Annotated in this window: 20 protein-coding genes; 10 read left to right on the top strand and 10 right to left on the bottom strand. The window is 63.3% G+C overall.

The window, feature by feature from the left end; all coding sequences use genetic code 11:
• Window positions 1-58: 58 nt before the first annotated feature.
• Together M9924_08970 and M9924_08965 are read right to left on the bottom strand one after the other, a co-directional pair.
• Window positions 59-928 (bottom strand): transglutaminase family protein, encoded by an 870-nt coding sequence (locus tag M9924_08970; protein MCO5064540.1) that lies wholly within the window; start codon window positions 926-928, stop codon window positions 59-61.
• 83 nt (window positions 929-1,011) lie between these two features.
• The gene (locus tag M9924_08965; protein MCO5064539.1) at window positions 1,012-1,227 is read right to left on the bottom strand and encodes a DUF1674 domain-containing protein; all 216 of its coding nucleotides are present in this window, start codon (window positions 1,225-1,227) and stop codon (window positions 1,012-1,014) included.
• Between the two features lie 89 nt (window positions 1,228-1,316).
• On the opposite strand from M9924_08965, the gene htpX reads away from it, so the two are divergent.
• From htpX to purH, 4 genes are all read left to right on the top strand, one after another.
• On the top strand, window positions 1,317-2,315 hold the full coding sequence (gene htpX, locus M9924_08960) for a zinc metalloprotease HtpX (protein ID MCO5064538.1): 999 nt from the start codon (window positions 1,317-1,319) through the stop codon (window positions 2,313-2,315).
• Between the two features lie 35 nt (window positions 2,316-2,350).
• Window positions 2,351-3,715, top strand: a complete 1,365-nt coding sequence (locus tag M9924_08955; GenBank protein ID MCO5064537.1) for a methyltransferase domain-containing protein — start codon at window positions 2,351-2,353, stop codon at window positions 3,713-3,715.
• 145 nt (window positions 3,716-3,860) lie between these two features.
• The gene (locus tag M9924_08950; protein MCO5064536.1) at window positions 3,861-5,519 is read left to right on the top strand and encodes a heparinase II/III family protein; all 1,659 of its coding nucleotides are present in this window, start codon (window positions 3,861-3,863) and stop codon (window positions 5,517-5,519) included.
• A 54-nt stretch (window positions 5,520-5,573) separates the two neighbouring features.
• Window positions 5,574-7,190, top strand: a complete 1,617-nt coding sequence (gene purH / locus M9924_08945) for a bifunctional phosphoribosylaminoimidazolecarboxamide formyltransferase/IMP cyclohydrolase (GenBank protein MCO5064535.1) — start codon at window positions 5,574-5,576, stop codon at window positions 7,188-7,190.
• 180 nt (window positions 7,191-7,370) lie between these two features.
• On the opposite strand, the gene acs is transcribed toward purH, so the two are convergent.
• Window positions 7,371-9,323 carry an acetate--CoA ligase gene (gene acs / locus M9924_08940; protein ID MCO5064534.1) on the bottom strand — a complete coding sequence of 651 codons (1,953 nt, stop codon included), beginning with the start codon at window positions 9,321-9,323 and terminating at the stop codon, window positions 7,371-7,373.
• 282 nt (window positions 9,324-9,605) lie between these two features.
• Here acs and M9924_08935 point away from each other — a divergent pair, with 282 nt between their 5' ends.
• Together M9924_08935 and M9924_08930 are read left to right on the top strand one after the other, a co-directional pair.
• A complete protein-coding gene (locus tag M9924_08935) occupies window positions 9,606-9,878 on the top strand; it encodes an usg protein (GenBank protein ID MCO5064533.1) in 273 nt (90 codons plus the stop codon).
• 366 nt (window positions 9,879-10,244) lie between these two features.
• Complete coding sequence (locus M9924_08930; protein MCO5064532.1) at window positions 10,245-12,236, top strand: PhoX family phosphatase; 1,992 nt, start codon at window positions 10,245-10,247, stop codon at window positions 12,234-12,236.
• 188 nt (window positions 12,237-12,424) lie between these two features.
• Here M9924_08930 and M9924_08925 read toward each other — a convergent pair whose 3' ends face one another.
• The gene (locus M9924_08925; GenBank protein MCO5064531.1) at window positions 12,425-13,087 is read right to left on the bottom strand and encodes a YggS family pyridoxal phosphate-dependent enzyme; all 663 of its coding nucleotides are present in this window, start codon (window positions 13,085-13,087) and stop codon (window positions 12,425-12,427) included.
• Between the two features lie 122 nt (window positions 13,088-13,209).
• Here M9924_08925 and leuS point away from each other — a divergent pair, with 122 nt between their 5' ends.
• The 4 genes from leuS to M9924_08905 are packed head-to-tail and all read left to right on the top strand — an operon-like array spanning window position 13,210 to window position 17,656.
• The gene (gene leuS / locus M9924_08920) at window positions 13,210-15,843 is read left to right on the top strand and encodes a leucine--tRNA ligase (protein ID MCO5064530.1); all 2,634 of its coding nucleotides are present in this window, start codon (window positions 13,210-13,212) and stop codon (window positions 15,841-15,843) included.
• Between the two features lie 27 nt (window positions 15,844-15,870).
• On the top strand, window positions 15,871-16,407 hold the full coding sequence (lptE, locus tag M9924_08915; GenBank protein ID MCO5064529.1) for an LPS assembly lipoprotein LptE: 537 nt from the start codon (window positions 15,871-15,873) through the stop codon (window positions 16,405-16,407).
• A gap of 26 nt (window positions 16,408-16,433) precedes the next feature.
• Window positions 16,434-16,916: a TerB family tellurite resistance protein gene (locus M9924_08910; protein ID MCO5064528.1), complete on the top strand. Its 483-nt coding sequence runs from the start codon at window positions 16,434-16,436 to the stop codon at window positions 16,914-16,916.
• The gene (locus M9924_08905) at window positions 16,916-17,656 is read left to right on the top strand and encodes a glutamine amidotransferase (GenBank protein MCO5064527.1); all 741 of its coding nucleotides are present in this window, start codon (window positions 16,916-16,918) and stop codon (window positions 17,654-17,656) included. Before M9924_08910 ends, M9924_08905 begins: the two co-directional genes overlap by 1 nt.
• On the opposite strand, the gene M9924_08900 is transcribed toward M9924_08905, so the two are convergent.
• The 6 genes from M9924_08900 to M9924_08875 all read right to left on the bottom strand — a co-directional run bounded on the left by M9924_08900 (window position 17,631) and on the right by M9924_08875 (window position 23,582).
• A complete protein-coding gene (locus tag M9924_08900; GenBank protein MCO5064526.1) occupies window positions 17,631-18,866 on the bottom strand; it encodes an MFS transporter in 1,236 nt (411 codons plus the stop codon). The genes M9924_08905 and M9924_08900 overlap by 26 nt on opposite strands.
• A gap of 48 nt (window positions 18,867-18,914) precedes the next feature.
• Window positions 18,915-19,970, bottom strand: coding sequence for a sulfate/molybdate ABC transporter ATP-binding protein (locus tag M9924_08895; GenBank protein ID MCO5064525.1), 1,056 nt, complete (start codon window positions 19,968-19,970; stop codon window positions 18,915-18,917).
• Window positions 19,971-19,979: 9 nt separating this feature from the next.
• Window positions 19,980-20,912: a sulfate ABC transporter permease subunit CysW gene (gene cysW, locus M9924_08890; protein ID MCO5064524.1), complete on the bottom strand. Its 933-nt coding sequence runs from the start codon at window positions 20,910-20,912 to the stop codon at window positions 19,980-19,982.
• Window positions 20,896-21,750, bottom strand: a complete 855-nt coding sequence (gene cysT, locus M9924_08885; GenBank protein MCO5064523.1) for a sulfate ABC transporter permease subunit CysT — start codon at window positions 21,748-21,750, stop codon at window positions 20,896-20,898. The genes cysW and cysT overlap by 17 nt, the downstream gene beginning before the upstream one ends.
• A 3-nt stretch (window positions 21,751-21,753) precedes the next feature.
• The gene (locus M9924_08880) at window positions 21,754-22,779 is read right to left on the bottom strand and encodes a sulfate ABC transporter substrate-binding protein (GenBank protein MCO5064522.1); all 1,026 of its coding nucleotides are present in this window, start codon (window positions 22,777-22,779) and stop codon (window positions 21,754-21,756) included.
• Between the two features lie 257 nt (window positions 22,780-23,036).
• Window positions 23,037-23,582, bottom strand: coding sequence for a TetR/AcrR family transcriptional regulator (locus M9924_08875; protein MCO5064521.1), 546 nt, complete (start codon window positions 23,580-23,582; stop codon window positions 23,037-23,039).
• Window positions 23,583-23,662: the final 80 nt, after the last annotated feature.

Below are 23,662 nucleotides of genomic sequence, written 5' to 3'. Positions count from 1 at the left end.
GTCTCACCCTCGAATTTGTGCCAAATTCGAACATGGCGATCTGTCCCAAACGGATACATCAGGCGAGTATCTGTGCCGTCTGGGTCCGGTCGACCCGCTGCTGCATCTGGACGGCTGGCACGCCCTTTTCCTCATAGGTCCAGACCTTGAACAGCTTCAGCTCATGGCGGCCGAATGTGTGGAGAAGCGGCACGTCGGTTGCGTCGCGACCGCGCGCGATCACCACGCGCCCGATGCGAGGAATGTTGTGCCGCGCATCGAAGGTGTACCATTTGCCGTCGAGAAAGGCCTCGAACCACGCGCTGAAATCCATCGGCGCGGGATCGGCGGGCACGCCTATGTCGCCCAGATAGCCGTTCACATAGCGGGCCGGAATGTTCATGCAGCGGCACAGCGTGATCGCCAGATGCGCAAAGTCCCGGCAAACGCCGACGCGTTCGTCATGCGCCTGCGCGGCGGTGCGCGTCGAGCGGGCATAGCCGTAGCCGAATGACAGCCGATTGTGGACATAGTCGCAGATCGCCTGCACGCGCGCCCAGCCGTCCGGCACCGAGCCGAATGTCGACCAGGCGAGGTCGGACAGATGATCGGTTTCGCAATAGCGGCTGCCAAGCAGGAAGGAGAGCGCCTCGGGCGGCAGTTTTTCGACCGGCATCTGCCGCGCCAGCGGATTGATCTCATCGGTGTCGCCGCTGTCGTTCACCAGCGCATCGTAGCGAATTGCGAAATCTCCGACCGGAACATGGAATCTGCGGCATATATTGCCGTAGAGGTCCGAATAGGTTTCGCTCTTCACATTTGGCCGCGTGGCCACAGGCGCCTCGCTCCTGATGTCGCCGCGGCGTTCCGGGTGAATCTCCAGAAGCGAAACGAGTGGCATGGGGCTGTCGCAGGCAACTTCAATCTCGTAACCCAGGCGGATGAGCATCGGCGTCCCAATCTTTTTTGAGGAGATTCGCTGATGTCAAACGCGTTCGGGAAAACGAAGTTCCGCCGCCTTCCGGCAACGCGTCAGAAATCGGTGGTAAGTCCTTTGATCTCCCAATCGCCATACCGACCCGGTTCGAGACCGCCGCGTCCGCCCTTCTCGACCGGAACCTTCGCTTCGGCCTCACGATAGAGGCGACGCCGCTCCTCGGCCTCGGCGAGCGCGCGGCGCGCAGTGTCGCACAATGGCCGGGAAGGCGCTTTCACATTTTCTTGGCTGACGTTGTCGTTATCGGTCATCGCGCACTTGTCATTGAAACCGTCGGATCGATCCACCATCATATAGACCGCATGGGCGCAAAGTGCGACCGGCATTTTGGGAGCTTTCGATGAACCTCGTCCGCACGGCAATGCTGATCGCAGTCCTTACCGCGCTCTTCATGGGCGTCGGTTATGTTCTCGGCGGAAGCGGCGGCATGATGACCGCATTCTTCATCGCCGCCGCGATGAACCTGTTCAGCTACTGGAACGCGGACAAGCTGGTGCTGCGCATGAACCGCGCGGTGGAGGTGGATGCGCGCAACGCGCCCGAATTCTACGCCATCGTGGCTGAGCTCGCGCAGCGCGCCGGACTGCCCATGCCGAAGGTCTACCTGATCGACCAGCCGCAGCCCAACGCATTCGCCACGGGCCGCAATCCGCAGAACGCGGCGGTCGCCGCAACCACCGGGCTCCTGCAAAGGCTGAATGCCGACGAGGTCGGCGCGGTCATGGCGCACGAACTGGCGCACATCCAGCATCGCGATACGCTGACCATGACGATCACCGCCACGCTTGCGGGCGCGATTTCGATGATCGGCAACTATGCGCTGTTTTTCGGAGGCAGCCGCGACAACAACAATCCGCTCGGCGCGGTCGGCACGATCATCGCCATCATCGTCGCGCCGTTCGCCGCCATGCTGGTGCAGATGGCGGTCAGCCGCACGCGCGAATATTCCGCCGACCGGCGCGGCGCGCAGATTTGCGGCAATCCGCTTGCGCTGGCCTCAGCCCTTTCGAAGATCGCGCAGGCCGCGAAGCGCATCGAGAACCCGCCCGCCGAGCGCAACCCGGCCATGGCGCACATGTTCATCTACAATCCGCTGCATGGAGAACGGATGGACAATCTGTTCTCGACGCATCCCAATGTGGAAAACCGCATCAGGGCGCTTGAGGACATGGCGCAACCGGGCACAGCCGCTCCCACCGCGCAGGCTCCCGATGCCGGACCCTGGGGCGGCGCGCCGCAGCCTTCCGGCCCGTGGGGCAGCGCGACCAGCGAGGCGCAGGACGACACTGCCGGGCCATGGGGCAAGCCGCGCGGACAACCCAACGACCGCTGGTCCTGATTGCCTCGACGCCGCCGGAGCGATAAGGGGCGGCAATGAAAGCATCCCGCCCCGGCAAGACAGACGCCCGACCATCCGAAACACCCGGCCTGCCCGCGCGCATGGCGGCTGCCCGCCTGCTGGCGGCGGTCATCGACGCCCACACCTCGCTCGACGGGTTGACGGATCATGACCACGGCCATCCGCAGTTTCGCGCGCTCGACATGCGCGACCGCGCACTGGTGCGCGCGATCCTCAACGCCGCATTGCGCCACCGCGTCACCATCGCCGAACTGATCGCGGCCCGGCTGGAGCGCCCGCTGCCGGGCAATGCCAGCGCGCTCCAGCACATATTGCATGTCGGCGCGGCGCAGATCCTGTTTCTGGACGTGCCGGACAGCGCCGCCGTGGATCTTGCGGTCAGCCATGCCAAATCCGACCCCCGCACGACGCGCTTCGCCAACCTTGTCAACGCGGTGCTACGCGAAATCGCGCGGCGCAAGGAGCGCGCGCTTCCCGCCGTTCTGGCGCGCACCGACGACGCGCCGGACTGGTTCAGGCAGCGGCTCGCCGACGCCTACGGCCCGGAAAAGGCGGGCCGAATCCTCGCCATGCATCGCGTCGAAGCACCGCTCGACCTGACCGTCAAATCCGATGCCCAAGGCTGGGCGCAGCGGCTCGGCGGCATCGCACTGCCCACGGGTTCAGTACGCATCGGCAAACTGGGCGGCCCCGTCACCGACCTGCCCGGCTTCGCGGAAGGCGAATGGTGGGTGCAGGACACGGCGGCAAGCCTTCCCGCGCGGCTGCTCGTGGACGTAGCCGGGCTGGAGGTGGCGGACCTGTGCGCCGCGCCCGGCGGCAAGACCGCGCAACTGGCGCTGGCGGGTGCGAAGGTGACGGCGGTCGATACATCCCGCAACAGGCTGCGCCGTCTGGAAGCGAACTTCGCCCGGCTGGGATTGTCGGCCAATATGGTCGAGGCAGACATCGCATCGTGGAAGCCCGGCGCGACATTCGACGCCATCCTCCTCGACGCGCCCTGCTCCTCGACCGGAACGGTGCGCAGGCATCCCGATGTGCCGTGGACCAAGACCGAAGCCGACATCGCGAAGCTGGCGGGCGTGCAGCGCAGATTGCTGGATGCGGCGCTCGACCTGCTGAAACCCGACGGGCGCATCGTATTCTCCAACTGCTCGCTCGATCCGCTTGAAGGAGAGGAACTGGTCGCCGCGCTCCTGCGGGACCGCGCCGACGCCATCCGCGCCGATCCGGTAGAGCCCGGAGAGTTCGACTGGTCCGATGCTTTCAGGACCGCCGAAGGGTGGCTGCGCACCGCGCCCGCCGACCTCGACCTCGGCGATCCCGCATTGTCTGGCATGGACGGGTTTTTCGCCGCGCGGTTCAGGCGCATTGCCTAGACAAGCGCTTTTCTCGAAAGCCTTCCATGTTTGGATATAAGACTCTAAATTCGCGGCGCGGAGGAACGGGGATTCGATCTTGGCCAAAAGACCAGGCCGAAATCACAATACGGGAACTCTGGTTGCAGGTGCGCTCTGGCGCAGGATGCAGCGCAGATTGCGCACCGGACCACTGTATCGCTGGCGCTTCAGCGGACGCACGCCGGAGCGCTTTCGCCTTGTGCCGCCGGACCTGCGCCTGTCGGACCCCAGCCTTGCGCAGGAAATCTACTACGGGCGCTTTCCCTTCTCGGGCAATGTGGTGGACACGGGCGGCGTGTCGCCGTTCCAGTTCACGATCGCCAATCGCGGCTGGCTGAAGGCGCTTCACGGTTTTCGCTGGCTGCGCCATCTGCGCGCCGCCGGAACCGAGCTGGCCTCGGCCAATGCGCGCGCGCTCGTCTCCGACTGGATCAGGCAGCATGGCAGCCGCATTTCCGGCGTCGCCTGGGAACCCGGCACCGTGGCCAAGCGGATCATCGCCTGGCTCCAGCATTCCTCGATGTTGCTCGGCGGGCCGGACAGGAATTTCAACAGGCAGTTCCTGAAAAGCGTCGCGGTGCAGGTGCGCTACCTGCGCGCGACCGCGCCGGAAATGCCGTCCGGGCGCGAGCGGCTGCGGGCCCGCGTGGCTCTGGCCTTTTCAGCGCTTGCGCTCCCCGCGTCCGCTGGCGCGCAACGCAACGCCGTGCGCAGCCTCGACGCCGAACTCGAACGCCAGATCCTGCCCGATGGCGGCCACGTCTCGCGCAATCCGCTGACCCTGCTGGAGCTTCTGGCCGACCTGCTGCCGCTGAGGCAGGTCTATATCGGCCAGGCGCTGCAACCGCCCGCAAGCCTTCTGGCCAGCATCGACCGCATGATCCCCGCAGTCCGCTTCTTTCGCCACGCGGACGGCTCCATTGCCCGCTTCAACGGCATGGGCGTCACCGTCTATGAACGCGTCAACGCGATCCTGCGTCATGACGACATCGCCGGTGCGCCGCTGCTGCATGCGCCGCATTCGGGCTACGACAGGCTGGAACTCGGCCAGACCGTGGTGATCGCCGATACCGGCCTGCCGCCGCCCTCCGTGCTGTCGACTGCGGCGCATGCGGGCTGCCTCGCCTTCGAGATGTCGTCGGGACGGCAGTGCTTCATCGTCAATTGCGGGGTCGACAATTACGGTCCGCCGGAACTGCGACCTCTCGCCCGCGCCACCGCCGCCCATTCCACGGTGACGCTGAACGAGACATCGCAGGCCCGCTTCATCCACCCGAAGCTGGTTCAGCGCATTGTCGGCGCGCCGCTCACCAGCGGCCCGACCGAAGTGGACTGCAGGCGGATCGACGCGCCGGGTATGCATGGTTTCATCGCCGCGCACGACGCTTATGAGCCGTTGTTCGGCATTCGCCACGAACGCGAAATGCAATTGTCCGCCGAGGGCAATGTGCTCGACGGAACGGACAGGTTTACCGGAACGGACGGCATGACGATCCTCGCCAACGGCAAGGACCTCGCCGCCATCCGCTTTCATGTCCATCCCAACATCAAGGTCGAGAAAAGCAGCGGCGGCGAGGTTTTCCTGCTGGGACATTCCGGGGAATGCTGGGTTTTCCTTTCGCCCGATGTTCACCCGATGATCGAGGAATCCGTCTATTTCGCGAGTTCGAGTGGCGCGCGCCGCACCGCGCAGATCGTCCTTTTCACGCTGCTTTCCAAGACGCCCGTCGTCCGCTGGCGGCTGGTGCGCGAAACACTGGATTCCCGCGCAGCGCGCCCTTGATTTCCCGGCCCCCTATGTTTAGGCCGCAACCAACGCCGCATTGGGAAAGCTGTCATGGCCGTCGCCTCCAAGAAAATACCCGCACCCGACCTTGTCCCGATTCGCCGCGCACTGATCTCCGTGTCCGACAAGACCGGGCTGGAACCGTTTGCCCGGGCGCTCTTCCACGCCGGGGTCGAGCTGGTTTCGACGGGCGGCACCGCCAAGGCGCTGGCGGCGGCGGGCGTGACCGTCACCGACGTTTCGCAACTGACCGGCTTTCCCGAGATCATGGACGGCCGCGTCAAGACGCTTCATCCTTCCGTGCATGGCGCGCTGCTCGGCATCCGCGACGATGCGGAGCATGTCGCCGCCATGGAGCAGCACGGCATAGCGCCCATCGATCTCGTGGTGGTGAATCTTTATCCGTTCGAGGAGGTGCGCCGCTCCGGCGCGGACTATCCGTCCATCGTCGAGAACATCGACATTGGCGGTCCCGCGATGGTGCGCGCCTCCGCGAAGAACCACGCCTATGTCGCCATCGTCACCGATCCCGAGGACTACGCATCGGTACAGAACGCGCTGGAACTCAACGCGGGCAGCCTGACCTACGAATTTCGCAAGAAGCTGGCCGCCAAGGCGTTCGCCCGCACCGCCGCCTATGACGCGGCGATTTCCGGCTGGTTCGCCGAGGCGCTGGAAATCGAGCATCCCACATGGCGGGCATTCGGGGGGCATCTCGAATCGGTGATGCGCTATGGCGAAAACCCCCACCAGAGCGCCGGGCTTTACCTCACCGGGGATGTACGCCCGGGCGTCGCGACCGCAAGGCAGCTCCAGGGCAAGCAGCTTTCCTACAACAACATCAACGACACGGACGCGGCCTTCGAACTTGTGGCCGAGTTCGACCCGGCGCGCACGGCGGCGGTTGCCATCATCAAGCATGCGAACCCCTGCGGCGTGGCGACCGGCGAAACGCTTGCCGAGGCCTATGAAAAGGCGCTCGCCTGCGATCCGGTGTCGGCGTTCGGCGGGATCGTAGCGCTCAATCGCCAGCTTGACGCTGAAGCCGCCGAAGCGATCGTCAAGGTGTTCACGGAAGTCATTATCGCGCCTTCCGCGACTGACGAGGCGGCGGCCATCGTCGCGGCGAAGAAGAACCTGCGCCTGCTGGTTACCGGGGGATTGCCGGACCCCCGCGCGGCCAGCCAGACGGTCAGGTCGGTCGCCGCCGGCCTGCTTGTGCAGGGCCGCGACAATGCGGTGGTGGACGACATGGAGCTAAAGGTCGTAACGAAGCGCGCGCCGACGGAACGCGAGATGCAGGACCTGAAATTCGCGTTCCGGGTCGCCAAGCACGTGAAGTCGAACGCCATTGTCTATGTGAAGGACGGTGCGACCGTCGGCGTCGGCGCAGGGCAGATGAGCCGCGTGGATTCATCGCGTATTGCCGCACGCAAGGCGCAGGATGCGGCCGACGCCGCCGGATCGGGCGAGGTCCTGACCAAAGGCTCGGTCGTCGCGTCGGATGCGTTCTTTCCCTTCGCGGACGGTCTGCTCGCGGCCGTCGAGGCAGGCGCCACCGCCGTCATCCAGCCGGGCGGCTCCATGCGCGACGAGGAAGTGATCGCCGCCGCCGATGAACATGGCATCGCAATGGTGTTCACCGGCTTCCGGCATTTCAGGCATTGACGACGCCTTTCCGAGCACCCCTCATCCGCCTGCCGGCACCTTCTCCCACAGGGGGAGAAGGGGGGTCGTCCGCGCCGGCTTCAATCGCCGACTTTGCAGGAAGTGCGAGACGTTGTTGCCATTGTCCTTCTCCCCCTGTGGGAGAAGGTGCCGGCAGGCGGATGAGGGGTAAGCTATGGCCTACCTCTTGTTCTGCCGGTTCTCGATCAAATCATCCACGACCGCCGGATCGGCAAGCGTCGACGTATCGCCCAACGCACCGAAATCGTCCTCGGCGATCTTGCGAAGGATGCGCCGCATGATCTTGCCGGAGCGGGTTTTCGGCAGGCCCGGCGCGAACTGGATCTTGTCGGGCGAAGCAATTGCGCCGATTTCCTTGCGCACATGCGTCACCAGTTCCTTGCGCAGGTCCTCCGAGCCGTCCACGCCCGCCATCAGCGTCACGTAGCAGTAAATGCCCTGCCCCTTGATGTCGTGCGGATAGCCGACCACCGCCGCCTCGGACACCTTGTCATGGCTGACCAGCGCGGACTCGACTTCCGCCGTGCCCATGCGATGGCCGGATACGTTAATCACGTCATCGACGCGACCCGTGATCCAGTAGTAGCCGTCCTTGTCGCGACGGCAGCCGTCGCCGGTAAAGTACTTGCCCTTGTAGGTCGAGAAATAGGTCTGCACGAAACGCTCATGGTCCCCATAGACGGTGCGCATCTGCCCCGGCCAGGAATCGACGATGCAGAGATTGCCGTCGGCTGCGCCCTCCAGCACCTTGCCTTCATTGTCCACCAGTTGCGGCTGCACACCAAAGAAGGGCCGCGTTGCCGAACCGGGCTTGAGGTTCGTCGCGCCGGGCAGCGGCGTAATCAGGATGCCGCCGGTTTCCGTCTGCCACCAGGTATCGACGATCGGGATGCGCCCCTCGCCGACCACATTGTAATACCATTCCCAGGCTTCCGGGTTGATCGGCTCGCCGACCGAGCCCAGCACGCGCAGCGACTTGCGCGAGGTCTTTTTCACCGGGCCGTCGCCAGCGCCCATCAGCGCGCGGATCGCGGTGGGCGCGGTGTAGAAGATGTTGACCTTGTGCTTGTCCACAACGTCCCAGAAGCGCGACTGGCTTGGATAATTGGGCACGCCCTCGAACATCAGCGTCGTCGCGCCGTTCGCCAGCGGGCCGTACACGATATAGCTGTGGCCCGTGACCCAGCCGACATCGGCGGTGCACCAGTAGACGTCGCCGTCATGATAGTCGAACACATATTGATGCGTCATCGAGGCAAAGACGAGATAGCCGCCCGTGGTGTGCAGCACGCCTTTCGGCTTGCCCGTCGAGCCGGACGTATAGAGGATGAAAAGCGGGTCTTCCGCCTTCATCCGTTCCGGCACGCACTTGGCGTCCACGGTCTGGATTTCGTCGTGGTACCACATGTCGCGACCGTTCGCCCAGCCGATCTTGCCGCCGGTGCGGCGCACCACCAGCACGTTCTTGACCATGACATATTGCTTGGCCGCAAGGTCGATGGCCTTGTCGGTGTTTTCCTTCAGCGGAATGGTGCGCCCGCCGCGCAGGCCCTCGTCGGCGGTGATGACGAAGGTCGATTCGCAATCGACGATGCGCCCCGCCAGCGCGTCGGGCGAGAAGCCGCCGAACACGATCGAATGGATCGCGCCGATACGCGTGCAGGCCAGCATCGCATAGGCCGCCTCGGGTATCATCGGCATGTAGATCGTGACACGGTCGCCCCGCTTCACGCCATGCTTCTTCATCACATTGGCGAGACGGCAGACATGCTCATGGAGTTCGTTGTAGGTGATCTTCTTGTCGTCATAGGGATTGTCGCCTTCCCAGATGATGGCGACCTGGTTTCCCCGCTTCTTCAGGTGGCGGTCGATGCAATTGTAGGAGACGTTGGTGATCCCGTCCTCGAACCACTTGATCGAGACCTTGCCCTTGAAGCTGGTGTTCTTGACCTTTGTGAAAGGCTTGAACCAGTCGATGCGCTTGCCGTGCTTGCCCCAGAATTTATCGGGGTTCTTCACGCTCTCCGCGTACCATTTGAGATAGGTTTCGTTGTCGACCAGCGCATTCTTCTTCCACGCAGCCTTGACCTTGTAGACCTGTCCTTCCGACATTGGCTTCCCTCCCGAAAATCGCGGTGCTCCGCGCGCAAACACGGCCTTTGACCGGCAGTCTATTATCAGGATGAGGCCAACAACAACATTAGACGTTGGATTCGTGTGGCGGCCTGACGCACTGAGCCGCCGGCAAAATCAGCAGCCGTCCTCCTATGCTGCCAACATACTGATTTCACGTAAAATTTTCGCGCTGCAACAGAAATTTCAATAGACCGTTCATCTGTCCTGCATCACTCTTTGCATCGGGAGGACCGGAGCAACGAAGCACGAGGTGGGTTAATGCAAGCGCATGCCGAAACGGATCTGATGCTGAAGGGCTATGGGCTGACGACCGCGAAAATACTCTATCACTACCCCGACCATCCGCATCTTCTTCAAACCTTCGTCTGGCAGGACTACGACATCGCGCCGCGCTTTCCGGTGCTCGTCCGCTTCATCGAATTCTGGCGCGAAAGGCTGGAGGGGCCGCTGCATTCGGTGAGTTATACGCATCGCCGCCTGATCGCGCCGAACGAGTGGCGCAACGTCAACGGGGAGTTTCTGGTGAACTGAGGATCGTCCAAAAAGTCGGCTTGCCAATCGTCACCCGGCTGTCACCAACTGGCCATAGAAAGGCGGTGATCCCAACCCAGGGTCAGGACCTGTTGATTTGGACGAAATGGTGTGAGGCCATCCGGTCCGATACGAGGAGCAAGGACGAAGGAAATGTGAGCATTTTCGAGTTCCTTGCGACGAAGTTGCGGACCGGATGGGCCACATCCGAAGGACACCGAAACGGCTGCAAGCTGCCGCGTCGAACCGCTCGGACGATGGAACCCCATCGACCTTCGCGCTTCTCCTCGCATCTTCTTGCCGTTTCAGGTGCCATTTCGTTCAAATCAACAGGTCCTGACCCTAGCCAGACAGCCGGAGGCATCTATGTCCAGCGAATCCCCTTTCCGAACAAGCCTGCTCGAGGAAAACGAAGGCCCGGGGCACAACCCCACCAGCAACCGAACGATGGGCGAGATCATCGCCGCGCGTTTTTCGCGGCGCGGGCTGCTCAAAGGCTCGCTCGCCGTATCGGCCATTGCGGCAACGGTCAGCCCGGCGGCGCTGTTTCTCGCCGATGAGGCACGTGCGGAGAGCGGTTCGGCGTTCAAGTTCGACGAGGTGGAAGCCGGTGTCGATGAAAAGCATCACGTCGCAGCCGGATATGACGCGGACATCCTGCTGCGCTGGGGCGACCCGCTCTTTGCCGACGCCCCCGCGTTCGACCCGGCCAACCAGAGCGCCGAGGCTCAAGGCCGCCAGTTCGGCTACAACAACGACTATGTCGGCTACATTCCGATCGACGGTTCAGCCGAGCATGGCCTTCTCGTGGTCAACCACGAATATACCAATCCGCACCTGATGTTCGCCGGCCTCGTCACGGTGGTAGAAAAGGGAGGCAAGAAGGAACTCGAGCAGAAGCCGCTCAGCAAGCAGCAGGTCGATATCGAGATGGCCGCGCATGGCGGCACCGTCGTGGAAATCCGCAAGGTGGACGGCAAATGGCAGCCGGTGCTGGACGGCGCGCTCAACCGCCGCATCACCTCGACGACCGAAATGTCGATCCATGGTCCGGCGGCAGGCAGCGACCGGCTCAAGACCGCCGCCGATCCGAGCGGAACCAGGGTGTTCGGCACGGTCAACAATTGCGCCGGGGGCGTGACGCCCTGGGGCACCTATGTCATGGCCGAAGAGAACATCCACGGCTATTTCATGGGCGAACTTCCGGCGGATCACCCCGAAGCAGCGAACTACAAGCGTCTCGGCATTCCCGAGGGCGCCTATGAATGGGGCGCGCATTACGAGCGCTTCGACATCGGCAAGGAGCCGAACGAGCCGAACCGCTTCGGCTGGATCGTCGAGGTCGATGTGTCCGATCCGAATTCCGCCCCGAAGAAGCGCACCGCAATGGGCCGCTTCAAGCATGAGGGGGCAGAATCCATCGTCGCCAAGGATGGCCGCGTGGTGTTCTATCTCGGCGACGACGAGCGCTTCGACTATGTCTACAAGTTCGTGACCACGGGTACGTTCAACGCGAATGATCGCGCGGCCAATCTGGACCTGCTCGACGAGGGCACGCTCTACACCGCGCGCTTCAACGAGGACGGCACAGTCGAATGGATGCCGCTGACCTTCGGCGAAGGCCCGCTCACTGCCGAGAACGGTTTCGCCAGCCAGGCGGACGTGCTGATCGAGACGCGCCGCGCCGCCGACCTGCTTGGCGCGACGCCGATGGACAGGCCGGAAGATCTCCAGCCGAACGGCGTCAACGGCAAGGTCTATGTGATGCTGACGAACAACACCAAGCGCACCGGCGAGCAGGTGGACGCAGCCAATCCCCGGGCCAAGAACGCGTTCGGCCACATCATCGAAATCGCCGAGGACGACGGCAATTTCGCCGCGACCAAAGGCAAGTGGGAAGTGCTGCTGAAATGCGGTGATCCCTCAGTCGCCGATGTCGGCGCGACTTTCTCGACTGACACCACGGTCAGTGGCTGGTTCGGCATGCCGGACAATTGCGCGGTCGATGCCGCCGGTCGCCTGTGGGTCGCCACCGATGGCAACTCACCAAAGGAAACGGGTCGTACCGACGGGCTGTGGGCAGTCGATACCGAAGGTTCCGCACGGGCTACTTCCAAGCTGTTCTTCCGCGTGCCCGTCGGAGCGGAAATGTGCGGCCCGCTTTTCGCGCCCGACGACCAGACCGCTTTCGTGGCCGTCCAGCATCCGGGCGACGGCGGGCAGGACTGGGAAGGTTTTGGCCGGCCCTCCTACTATGAGGATCCGTCGACCCGCTGGCCGGACTTCAAGCCTGACATGCCGGTGCGTCCGGCAGTCGTGGCCATCACCAAGCAGGGCGGCGGCAAGATCGCTGTCTAGTCGGGAAAAGCACGGCAATATCCGCGCTTGCCCCTCACCCTTGCCCTCTCCCCGCTCGCGGGGAGAGGGGGGCGTCAGCGCCGGCGACTATCCTCCTTCTCCCCGTCAGGACGGGGAGAAGGTGCCGGCAGGCGGATGAGGGGCGGCACCGGCATTGCAAGACTTTCGACCGAGCAGCGGCAGCGCGATCAGCGGCTTCCGAAGATCGCGCTGCCCACTCTCACACTGGTCGCGCCAAAGGCGATGGCGGTTTCGAAATCGCCCGACATGCCCATCGAGAGCTTGCCGACGCCCGCCTCGCCCGCGATCTTCGCCAGAAGCGCGAAATGCGGACCGGGGTTTTCCTCGACCGGCGGAATGCACATCAGCCCTTCGATGGCGAGGCCATGCACCTCGCGGCAGCGCGCAACGAAAGCCGCCGCTTCGCGGGGATCGATGCCGGCCTTCTGATCTTCAAGCCCGGTATTGACCTGCAAATAGAGGCGCGGCGCGCGGCCCTGCCTGCCGATTTCCTTCGCAATCTCCGCAGCGATCTTCTCGCGATCCACCGTTTCGATCACGTCGAACAACGCCACGGCCTCCTTCGCCTTGTTGGACTGAAGCGGGCCAATCAAATGCAGTTCGATGTCGGGAAACGTCGCCTTCAACCCCGGCCATTTCCCTTGAGCCTCCTGCACGCGGTTTTCACCGAACACGCGCTGGCTGGCCTCGATCACCGGACGCACCGCGTCGGCATCAAAGGTCTTGGACACGGCGACGAGCTGCACGGAACCGGCGTCTCGGTTCGCAAGCCGCTCCGCCTTTGCGATCCGCGTCCGGACCGCCTCAAGTTGCGCAACAGCGTCAGTCATACCAAAAATTCCCGGCAAAGCCGCTTGAGGTTGACGCTTCGTCCAAAGCGTGGTGAAGACCCGGATCGAAGCTGGCCGCACGAATGCGGCGCAATCACCGTCTTTTATGTAAATTTCCGGCCATGGCAACCGAACGATACAATCCGCGCGCATCCGAACCGAAATGGCAGAAGGCCTGGGCCGAAGCCAGGCTGTTCGAAACAAACAACGACGATCCGCGCCCGAAATACTACGTGCTTGAGATGTTCCCCTACCCGTCCGGGCGCATCCACATGGGCCATGTGCGCAACTATGCGATGGGCGACGTGGTGGCGCGCTATCGCCGCGCGAACGGCTTCAACGTGCTGCATCCGATGGGTTGGGACGCGTTCGGCCTGCCCGCCGAAAACGCCGCGCGCGACAACAAGGTGAACCCGCGCGACTGGACCTACGCCAATATCGCGACCATGCGCAGCCAGTTGAAGACCATGGGCCTGTCGCTCGACTGGGCGCGCGAAATCGCGACCTGCGACGCGAGCTATTACAAGCACCAGCAGAAGATGTTCCTGGATTTCTGGAAGGCCGGGCTGGTGGAGCGCAAATCCGCCAAGGTCAACTGGGACCCGGTGGACATGACGGTGCTTGCCAACGAACAGGTGATCGATGGCCGGGGCTGGCGCTCCGGCGCGCCGGTCGAACAGCGCGACCTGACACAATGGTTCTTCAAGATCACCTCAATGAGCCAGGAGTTGCTGGACAGCCTCGACACGCTGGACCGCTGGCCGGAAAAGGTGAAGCTGATGCAGGCGAACTGGATCGGGCGCTCCGAGGGGCTGCTGATCCGCTGGCCACTGGCGAAGGACACCGCACCGGAGAGCGAAAGCGAGCTGGAAGTCTATACGACGCGGCCCGACACGATTTTTGGCGCGTCCTTCATGGCGATTGCCGCCGACCATCCGCTGGCGAAGAAGGCTGCCGCCACCAATCCGGTGCTCGCCGCCTTCATAGATGACATCAAGCGCAGCGGCACATCGGCCGTCGAGATCGAAACCGCCGAGAAGCAGGGCTTCGACACAGGCATCCGCGTTGTGCATCCCTTCGATCCGGACTGGACGCTGCCCGTCTATGTCGCCAATTTCGTGCTGATGGACTATGGCACGGGTGCGATCTTCGGATGCCCTTCAGGCGACCAGCGCGACCTCGATTTTGCCAACAAGTACGACCTGCCGGTCGTTCCTGTCGTCATGCCGGAGGGCGCGGACGAAGCTGCTTTCCGCATCACCGATACGGCCTATACCGACGATGGCGTGATGATCAATTCACGCTTCCTCGACGGCATGAAACCCGCCGACGCGTTCAACGACATCGCCAGCCGGCTGGCCGCGATCCCCATCGGCAACCGCCCGATGGCCGAGCGCAAGGTGCAGTTTCGCCTGCGCGACTGGCTGATCTCGCGCCAGCGCTATTGGGGTTGCCCGATACCGGTCATCCATTGCGACGATTGCGGCTCGGTGCCGGTGCCGGCGAACCAGCTTCCCGTCGAACTGCCGCAGGATGTCAGCTTCGACAAGCCCGGCAATCCGCTGGATCATCACCCGACATGGAAGCACGCGACCTGCCCGAAATGCGGCAAGGCAGCGCGGCGCGACACCGACACGATGGACACATTCGTGGATTCGTCGTGGTATTTCGCCCGCTTCACCGATCCGTGGAACGAGACGGAGCCGACCACGCTTTCCGTGGTCGACGGCAAGAATGGCTGGCTGCCGGTGAACCAGTATATCGGCGGCATCGAGCATGCGATCCTGCATCTGCTCTATTCCCGTTTCTTCACCCGCGCGATGAAGGCCACCGGCCATTTGAACGCCATCGAAGAGCCGTTCGAGGGCATGTTCACGCAGGGCATGGTGGTGCACGAAACCTATCGCGGCCCGGACGGCTGGGTCACGCCCGCCGAAATCCGGCTCGTGGATACGGACGGCGTGCGCAGCGCCACCCTCTTGTCGAACGGCGCGCCGGTCGAGATCGGCGCAATCGAGAAAATGTCAAAGTCGAAGAAGAATGTGGTCGATCCCGACGACATTCTCGCAAGCTACGGCGCGGACACGGCGCGTTTCTTCATGCTGTCCGATTCGCCGCCCGAGCGCGACGTGATCTGGACCGAGGCCGGCGTCGAAGGGGCGCATCGTTTCGTGCAGCGCATATGGCGGCTGGTCTCGGAAACGGCGGAGGGCCTGACCGGCGTCAAACCCGCTGCGGGAACCGACGGCGAAGCGCTGACCATCTCCAAGGCCGCCCACAAGACGGTCAAGCTGATCGGAGAGGACATTGAGAAACTGGCCTTCAACAAGGCCGTCGCCCGCCTCTACGAACTGGTGAATGCGCTCCAGCCGGCACTCGCCGCCATCGCCACGGGCAAGGCCGACGACGCAACGCGCCGCGCATGCCGACAGACGCTGGAAATGCTGTGCGTGCTGATTGCGCCGATGATGCCGCATCTGGCCGAAGAATGCTGGGCCGCACTGGGCGGCGAAGGCTTCGTCGCCGAGCAGCACTGGCCTGCGTTCGACCCGGCGCTGACGGTTGACAACGAGATCGTCTATCCCGTCCAGATCAACGGCAAGAAGCGAGGGGATTTGACAATCGCCCGCGACGCGGACCAAGCTGCCGTCGAAAAGGCCGCGCTCGCGCTCGACGCGGTTGTCAGAGCACTTGACGGCAAGCCGCCGCGCAAGGTCATTGTGGTTCCGCAGCGCATCGTCAACGTCGTCGCCTGAGCCGGCGCAGCGAATGGGGAAGTCCTGTTGAGATCGAAACGCACAGCCTCACTCGCAGCGCTCGCTTTGTTTGCCGCATTCCTGTCGGCCTGCACAGTCCGCCCGCTCTATTCGGACAGCGCTCCGGCGGCGGGCGTGCCGTCCAGCACGCGGACGGAACTGGCCTCCATCGCCATCAAGCCCGTGCAGACGCGATATGGGCAGGAGGTGCGCAACAGGCTGATTTTCCTGTTCGGCGGTGGGCAGGGTGAGCCCGCAAGCCCGCTCTATTCCCTGAACCTGAGAGTAACCTCCATACGCGAGGCTGCGGCGATGCGGCAGGTCACGCGGGGTGAAAACGAGCCAACCGCCGCGACCATCACGCTGACGGGTTCCTATGTGCTCACCCGGAACCAGGACGGCGTCGTCATCGGGCGCGGTTCGCGCCATATTATGTCGTCGTTCGACGTGCCGCGCCAATCTTTTGGCGAGATGCGGGCCGAAATCGATGCCCAGAACCGCGCCGCGCGGGAACTCGCGCAGCTCCTGCAACTCGCAATCGCTCAGGACCTATTGCAGAATTGAAGAACAGGCAGGAGATTGGCGGATCGATGCTTGAACGAATGATGGCATTCCTGAAAGACCTGCCCCTTTCAGGCGCCTCGGGCGCATCACGCGACGACGATCCGCGCGTTGCCGCCGCCGCCCTTCTCTATCATGTCATGAACGCTGACGGGATCAGACAGGATGTCGAGTGGGACCGCATCAAGGTCCTGCTCGCCGAGCAGTACGGGCTTGAGCAGGCCGAGCTGGACCGCCTCGTCGCGGCTGGTGAGAAGGCCGACGCAGAAGCCATCGACCTCTACACATTCACAAGCGTGCTGAAGCGCCATCTCGATGAACAGCAGCGCATTCATTTCGTGCGGATGCTCTGGGACGTCGTCTATGCAGACGGCGAGGTGCATGAGCTTGAGGACAATACGTTGTGGCGCATTGCAGAGCTGATCGGCGTCGACCGCCGCGACCGGATCACGGCGCGCCAGGAGGCAGCCGAGCAGCGGGCTGCAACGAGGAGAACGCTCGAAGACGAATGATGGAAAAGCAGCGTCCAAAGATCCTCATCGTTCTGCACCAGGAAACCTCCAGCCCAGGCAGGGTCGGCCACCTGCTCCTCCAGGAAGGCTTCGATCTCGACATCCGCCGTCCGCCGCTGGGCGAGCCATTGCCCGACACGCTTGAAAACCACACCGGAGCGGTAGTGTTCGGCGGCCCGATGTCGGCCAACGATACCGACGAATTCGTTGTGCGCGAGACGAACTGGCTGTCCGTTCCCCTGAAGGAAAACAAGCCGTTTCTCGGCATCTGCCTCGGCGCGCAAATGCTGGTCAATCATCTCGGCGGAAAGGTCGAGGGCCATCAGGATGGACTGGTCGAGATCGGATGGTATCCCTTGCGCCCCACCGACGAGGGCAAGGAGCTGATGGACTGGCCTGAAATGGTCTACCAGTTCCATCGCGAAGGTTTTTCGCTTCCCGTTGGAGCAACGCTGCTCGCGACATCGGACACCTATACCAATCAGGCCTTCCGCTATGGCGAGAACGCCTGGGGCATTCAGTTCCACGCCGAACTTACGCGTGTGATGATGCAGCGCTGGGTGGTGCGCGGCGCGCACCGCTTCGAGCTTCCGGGCGCACAACCGGGCCACGACCATCTGGGAGGCCGGATGATCTGGGACATGCACCTGAAGCGCTGGCTGACGGGGTTTCTCGAACAGGTATTCGGCACCCCGGCCCGAAAGCCGAAGGCGATCAGCTACGCCGATCGAGATGCCTGACCTTCGCGAGCGAGGGAAATAAGGCAAACCAGATGGCGGCGACGCCGACGGCGCCGACACCACCGGCCACGACGGCGGCAACCGGTCCGATCAACGCCGCCATGGTCCCGGCGCGGAACTCGCCAAGCTCGTTCGATGCGCCGACAAAGACCATGTTGACCGCATTGACCCGCCCGCGCACCTCGTCCGGCGTCCAGAGCTGGATAAGCGTTTCGCGCACATAGACGCTGACCATGTCCGTCGCGCCAAGCATGGCGAGCGCAAAGATCGAAAGCCAGGTCACGGTTGACAGTCCGAACAGGACCGTGAAAGCGCCAAAGAGGCCGACGAAGAAGAGCATGATCGCGCCCGCATGGTCCCTGATCGGATGTGACGTGAGCCACAGCGCGACAAAGATGGCGCCGATGCCGGGGGCCGCGCGCAACAGGCCGAGCCCCCATGGGCCGAGATCCAGAATGTCCCGCGCATAGACAGGAAGCAAAGCCACCGCACCCGACAGCAGCACCGCAAACAGGTCGAGCGAGATGGCGCCCAGCACGACCTTTTCGCTCCAGATGAAGCGGAACCCGGCGAGCAGCGTGTGCAATGTCGGCTTGTCGGTCTCGCTGCGCTGCGCCGGGCGCGGTATGGAAAGGACGAGGAACCCCGCCAGGGACATGAACACCGCAGCGGTTCCATAAGCGGCGAGCGCCGATACGCCGTAAAGGAGGCCGCCCGCAACCGGCCCGACAATGGTTGCCGTCTGCCATGCCGAGGATGTCCAGGCGATTGCGTTGGCAAATTCCTTAGGCGGCACGAGGTTCGCCACGAGCGAAGCGGCCGACGGCCCGAAGAAGGCACGGGCGACGCCAAAGACGAACAGGACAGCGAATATCGGCATCGGATTCGTCAGGCCGTGCCAGGTCAGCAGCAGGATGGCGAGGGCGCATGCGGCTTCGAGCAGCGAGGACAGGCCCATGATGAGCCTGCGTCCGAAACGGTCGGCGATCGCGCCCGTTACGAGCACCAGCAGGAGAGATGGCAGGAACTGGACGATGCCGACAATGCCGAGGTCGAACGGGTCGCGCGTCAGGTCATAGATCTGCCAGCCGACCGCAACCGAAACGATCTGGGTGCAGAAGGTCGTAAGGAACCGTGCGATCCAGAAGCGCAGGAAGGCGCTGTGGCGGAAGGCTGCATACCGATCTTCGGAGGAGGCGAGGCCTGACATGACGGACCGTCATTTGGCATGACCGCCCGCAATCCGCCAGCGGTTTCTTCAGGCCGCTCGGCTCTCCGCGACCGGGAACACCTTCCATCGATTGGGCCGAAAGGCGATCCGCGAACGTTCCGCCGCCGGATGCTCAATCGGCAGTTCGATCTCCACGAGGTGCTGCGCGCCGCCGATCTGCAATTCGACGCGCCGCGTTCCCGCAACGCGCCTGCTGGCCGCCACCGTGCCTGCAATGCAGCCGCCGCAGCCGTCCAGAAGCGTCACGTCATGGGGCCGGAAATAAAGTGCGGCGTCTCCATCGGGCACATCCTCGACGGTCAGGCCGACGGTCCTGTCGGCCAGCCATACCTGCCCGTTTTCGATACGCACAGGCAGCGCCGAGGAGTCGCCGATGAAACCGTAGACGAAGGGCGAGTTGGGCCGGTCATAGGCATCGTCGGCGGTCCCGACCTGCTCGATGCGTCCCTGGCTCATGACCACGACACGGTCGGCCAGTTCCAGCGCTTCCTCCTGATCGTGCGTCACGAACACGGTCGTATGGCCGGTCGCGTCATGGATCTCGCGCAGCCAGCGGCGCAGTTCGCGGCGCACCTGCGCATCGAGCGCGCCGAACGGCTCGTCGAGCAAAAGCACGCGCGGCTCGATTGCCATGGCGCGGGCCAGCGCGACGCGCTGCCTCTGCCCGCCGGACAACTGGTTCGGATAGCGATTCTCGAGGCCCGAAAGCTGCACGAGGTCGAGCAGTTCGAGCGCGCGCTTGCGAATGTCCTCATTGGAAGGCCGGATCGGACCCTTGCGGACCTTGAGGCCGAAGCCGATGTTCTGGGCGACGGTCATGTGCCGAAACAGGGCGTAGTGCTGGAACACGAAGCCGACATTGCGCTCCTGCACGCTTTTGAGCGAGGCATCTTCCTTGCCGAAATAGATCGACCCTTCGGTCGGCGTCTCCAGCCCCGCAATGAGCCGCAGCAGCGTGGTCTTGCCCGAGCCGGAGGGGCCGAGCAGGGCGATCAATTCGCCGGAGCGGATATCGAGCGACACGTTGTGCAGCGCCGGAAACCGGTCGAACTCCTTGCGGACATTGCGGATCGATACGTCCATTGTGCGGTCCTAATGCTTCTTCGCAGCGGCGATCTCGTCGCCATAGCGATATTCGAGGATGGATTTCAGCACGAGCGTGACAAGCGCCAGCCCTGCAAGCAGCGTGGCGACGGCGAAGGCGGCCACGAAATTGTACTCGTTGTAGAGGATTTCGACATGCAGCGGCATGGTGTTGGTCAGGCCGCGAATGTGGCCGGAAACCACCGACACGGCGCCGAACTCACCCATGGCCCGGGCGTTGCACAAAAGAACGCCGTAGAGCAGCCCCCATTTGATGTTCGGAAGCGTGACATACCAGAAGGTCTGCCAGCCGGAAGCGCCCAGCGAAAGCGCGGCTTCTTCCTCACTCGTGCCCTGCTCCTGCATCAGCGGAATCAGTTCGCGCGCGACGAAGGGAAAAGTGACGAAAATCGTTGCCAGGACGATGCCCGGAAGCGCGAACAGGATTTCGATGCCGTGGCTCTTGAGCCATGGTCCGAGCACGCTGCTGGAACTGAACAACAGCACGTAGACCAGACCGGAAATGACCGGGGAAACCGAAAACGGCAGGTCGATCAGCGTGGTGAGGAATGCCTTGCCCTTGAATTCGAACTTGGCGATGGCCCACGCCGCAACGACGCCGAAAACGAGATTGAGCGGCACGGCGATTGCAGCCACGGTCAGGGTCAGCCGGATCGCGGCGAAAGTATCGGGATCGTTGAGCGACAGGAAGAACTCTTGCGGGCCCTTCCGAAAAGCCTCCGCGAACACGGCGACCAGCGGCAGGAGCAGGACGAGCGCAAGAAAAGCAAGCGCCAGCGCGGTCAGTGCGGTCCTGACGCCGATGCTTTCGCTGACCGGATCGGGCCGCTTGCCGCCGCGCCGCCGCGCGGTCGGCTTTCCACGCAAGGACGTATCCTCGACATCCGCCATGCGGTCGGTCGCCTCAAGCACCATAGCCATACCTCCGCCGGCTCCAGGTCTGGATCAGGTTGATCGCGAACAGCATGACGAAGGAAATCAAGAGCATGATCGCGGCGATCGCCGTCGCCCCGGCATAGTTGAACTCCTCCAGCCGGATGACGATCAGCAGGGGCGCGATTTCCGAGACATAGGGAATATTGCCCGCGATGAAGATGACGGACCCGTATTCACCGACCGCGCGCGCGAAGGAAAGCGCAAAGCCGGTCAGGATGGCGGGCGCAAGGCCCGGCAGGATGACCCGGAACACCGTCTGGAAACGATTCGCGCCGAGCGTCGCCGCCGCTTCCTCGACGTCCCGGTCGATCTCCTCCATCACCGGTTGAACGGTTCGCACGACGAAGGGCAGCCCGACGAAGATGAGCGCCACGACGATGCCAAGCGGCGTGAAGGCAACCTTGATGCCGAGCGGGGCAAGCAGGCCGCCGATCCAGCCGTTGGGCGCGTAGATCGCGGCCAGCGATATGCCCGCAACCGCCGTCGGCAGCGCGAAGGGCAGGTCGACGGCGGCGTCGATGAGCCGCCGCCCCGGGAAGCGATAGCGCACCAGCACCCATGCCACCAGCGTGCCGAACACGACGTTGACGATGGCCGCGACCAGCGACGCTCCAAACGATATTTCAAGCGCCCGCAATGTCCGTTCGTCGAGGACAAGCGACCAGAAACCGGTCCACCCCAGCGAGGCGGCCCTGAGCGCCACGCCGCTCAGAGGTATAAGGACGATGAGGCTGAGATAGGCTATCGTGAAGCCAAGCGCCGGCCCGAAACCCGGGACGACGCTCGGCTGCCGAAATCGCCATGTGCCGGCAGCGATGCTCATAGGCTAGTTGGTCGGCTTGTAGAGTTGATCGAAAGTGCCGCCATCCCCGAAATGATAGGGTTGCGCCTTGGCCCAGCCGCCGAAGATCGGGTCGTCGATCGAGATGAGATCGAGCTTCGGCAGTTTCTGAAGTTCCTCCGCCGGGACGACCGAAGGATTGGACGGGCGGTAAAAGTGCTTGGCGGCGATCTTCTGGCCCTCTTCCGAATAGAGATATTCGAGATAGGCCTGCGCGACCTTGCGGGTCCCCTTCGCGTCGACATTGCCATCGACCAGCGCGACCGGAGGCTCGGCCAGGATCGATGACGGAGGAACGACGATGTCGAACTGATCCGCTCCGAACTCGGCTCCGGCGAGCGCGGCCTCGTTCTCCCATGCGAGAAGCACGTCGCCCAGTTGCCGCTGTGCGAAGGTCGTGAGCGAGCCCCGCGCTCCCGTGTCGAGGACGGGAACGTGCTTGAACAGTTCGGCGATATAGGCCCTGATCTTTTCCTCGTCGCCGCCATATTGCTTGTAGGCCCAGGCCCAGGCCGCGAGATAGTTCCAGCGCGCGCCGCCCGATGTCTTGGGATTGGGCGTGATGATTTCAACACCTTCCTTCACGAGATCGCCCCAGTCGTGAACGCCCTTCGGGTTGCCCTTGCGCACCAGGAACACGATGGTGGACGTGTAAGGGGCGGAATTGTTGGGCAGCCGGCTGCGCCAGTCGGCGGGAATCTTGCCCGTGTTCTTGACGATGGCGTCGATATCGCTTTCCAGCGCAAGCGTCACGACATCGGCGTCGAGGCCGTCGATGACCGCGCGGGCCTGCTTGCCCGAACCGCCATGCGACGCCTGAATGGTCACGGTTTCCCCGGTTTCCGCCTTCCATTTTGCTGCGAAGGCCGCGTTGAATTCCTTGTAGAGCTCACGCGTCGGGTCATAGGACACGTTGAGGATGGTGGTGTCCGCGAAGGCCATTCCCAAGCCCCCGAACTGGACGGCGCTGGCTATTGCGGCGGAGATGAGAATGCTGCGTCTCTTGAACATCGAATTGCCTCCTGTGAAACCACGTTACCCTATCGAGCGGATCGTGATTTTGGCTCGCAACTTTGTTCCAACTTCTGGCGGTTGCCCGAAATGACGCTCTAAATTTCAGCAAAGACGGAAATATCAATGTCCTGTCCTGCAAACGCAGCTTCCGTCAGACGGGCAACACGCTTCACCGAACGTTACAGAGATTCACACTCTGTGCAAGAGCAAGACGGGGTCCATCACCAGCGGCATTTCGCCCGCACGGCAGGCATTCATCCGGGGACGCAATTGTCGGCCCGGTTCGTGATCGCATCGAGCGCACGCTGCTGCTCTTCTTCGGTCAGCACGTCGAGATCGAACAGGCGCAGGCTTCGCAGGCCCTCCAGTGCGAGATAGATGACCAGCACCTCATCTGCATCGGCCGAAATCGATTGCAGGCGATCCAGCAAACGCCGCTGAAAAACCTTGACCGGCTTGAGAAAGTCCGGGTCCTCGGCAATCGCGGCCAGCACCCCGGCGGCTCCCGGCACGGGCTTTGCACATTCCTCACTGGTGATTCGCACGAAGGCGGACAGGAGATTGCCGCCGTTCTTCACGGTTTCATCAAGGTCGGCCTCGACGCGCGCAACGAATGTCTCGACCATCGCCCGCATGAGCGCGGCCTTTGTCGGGAAATGGTAGAGCAGCCCGCCCTTGGACACTCCGGCGCGCGCCGCAACCGCGTCGAGCGAAAGGTTCGCGGCACCGTTTTCGTGCGATATTTCGACCGCAGCGGCGAGAATCTTGTCGCGGGCCGGGATTTTCCGCTGGCAGATCATTGGCAACATGATGCCAATTTACATCATGTCAGCAGTACCGTCCAGACGGTACAGTAATGATTGCCTTTTACAGACTATGG

It is taken from the genome of Rhizobiaceae bacterium (assembly GCA_023953835.1).
In the GTDB taxonomy this organism is placed as follows: Bacteria; Pseudomonadota; Alphaproteobacteria; order Rhizobiales; family Rhizobiaceae; genus Mesorhizobium_G.
This window is presented reverse-complemented; position numbering and strand designations above follow the sequence as displayed.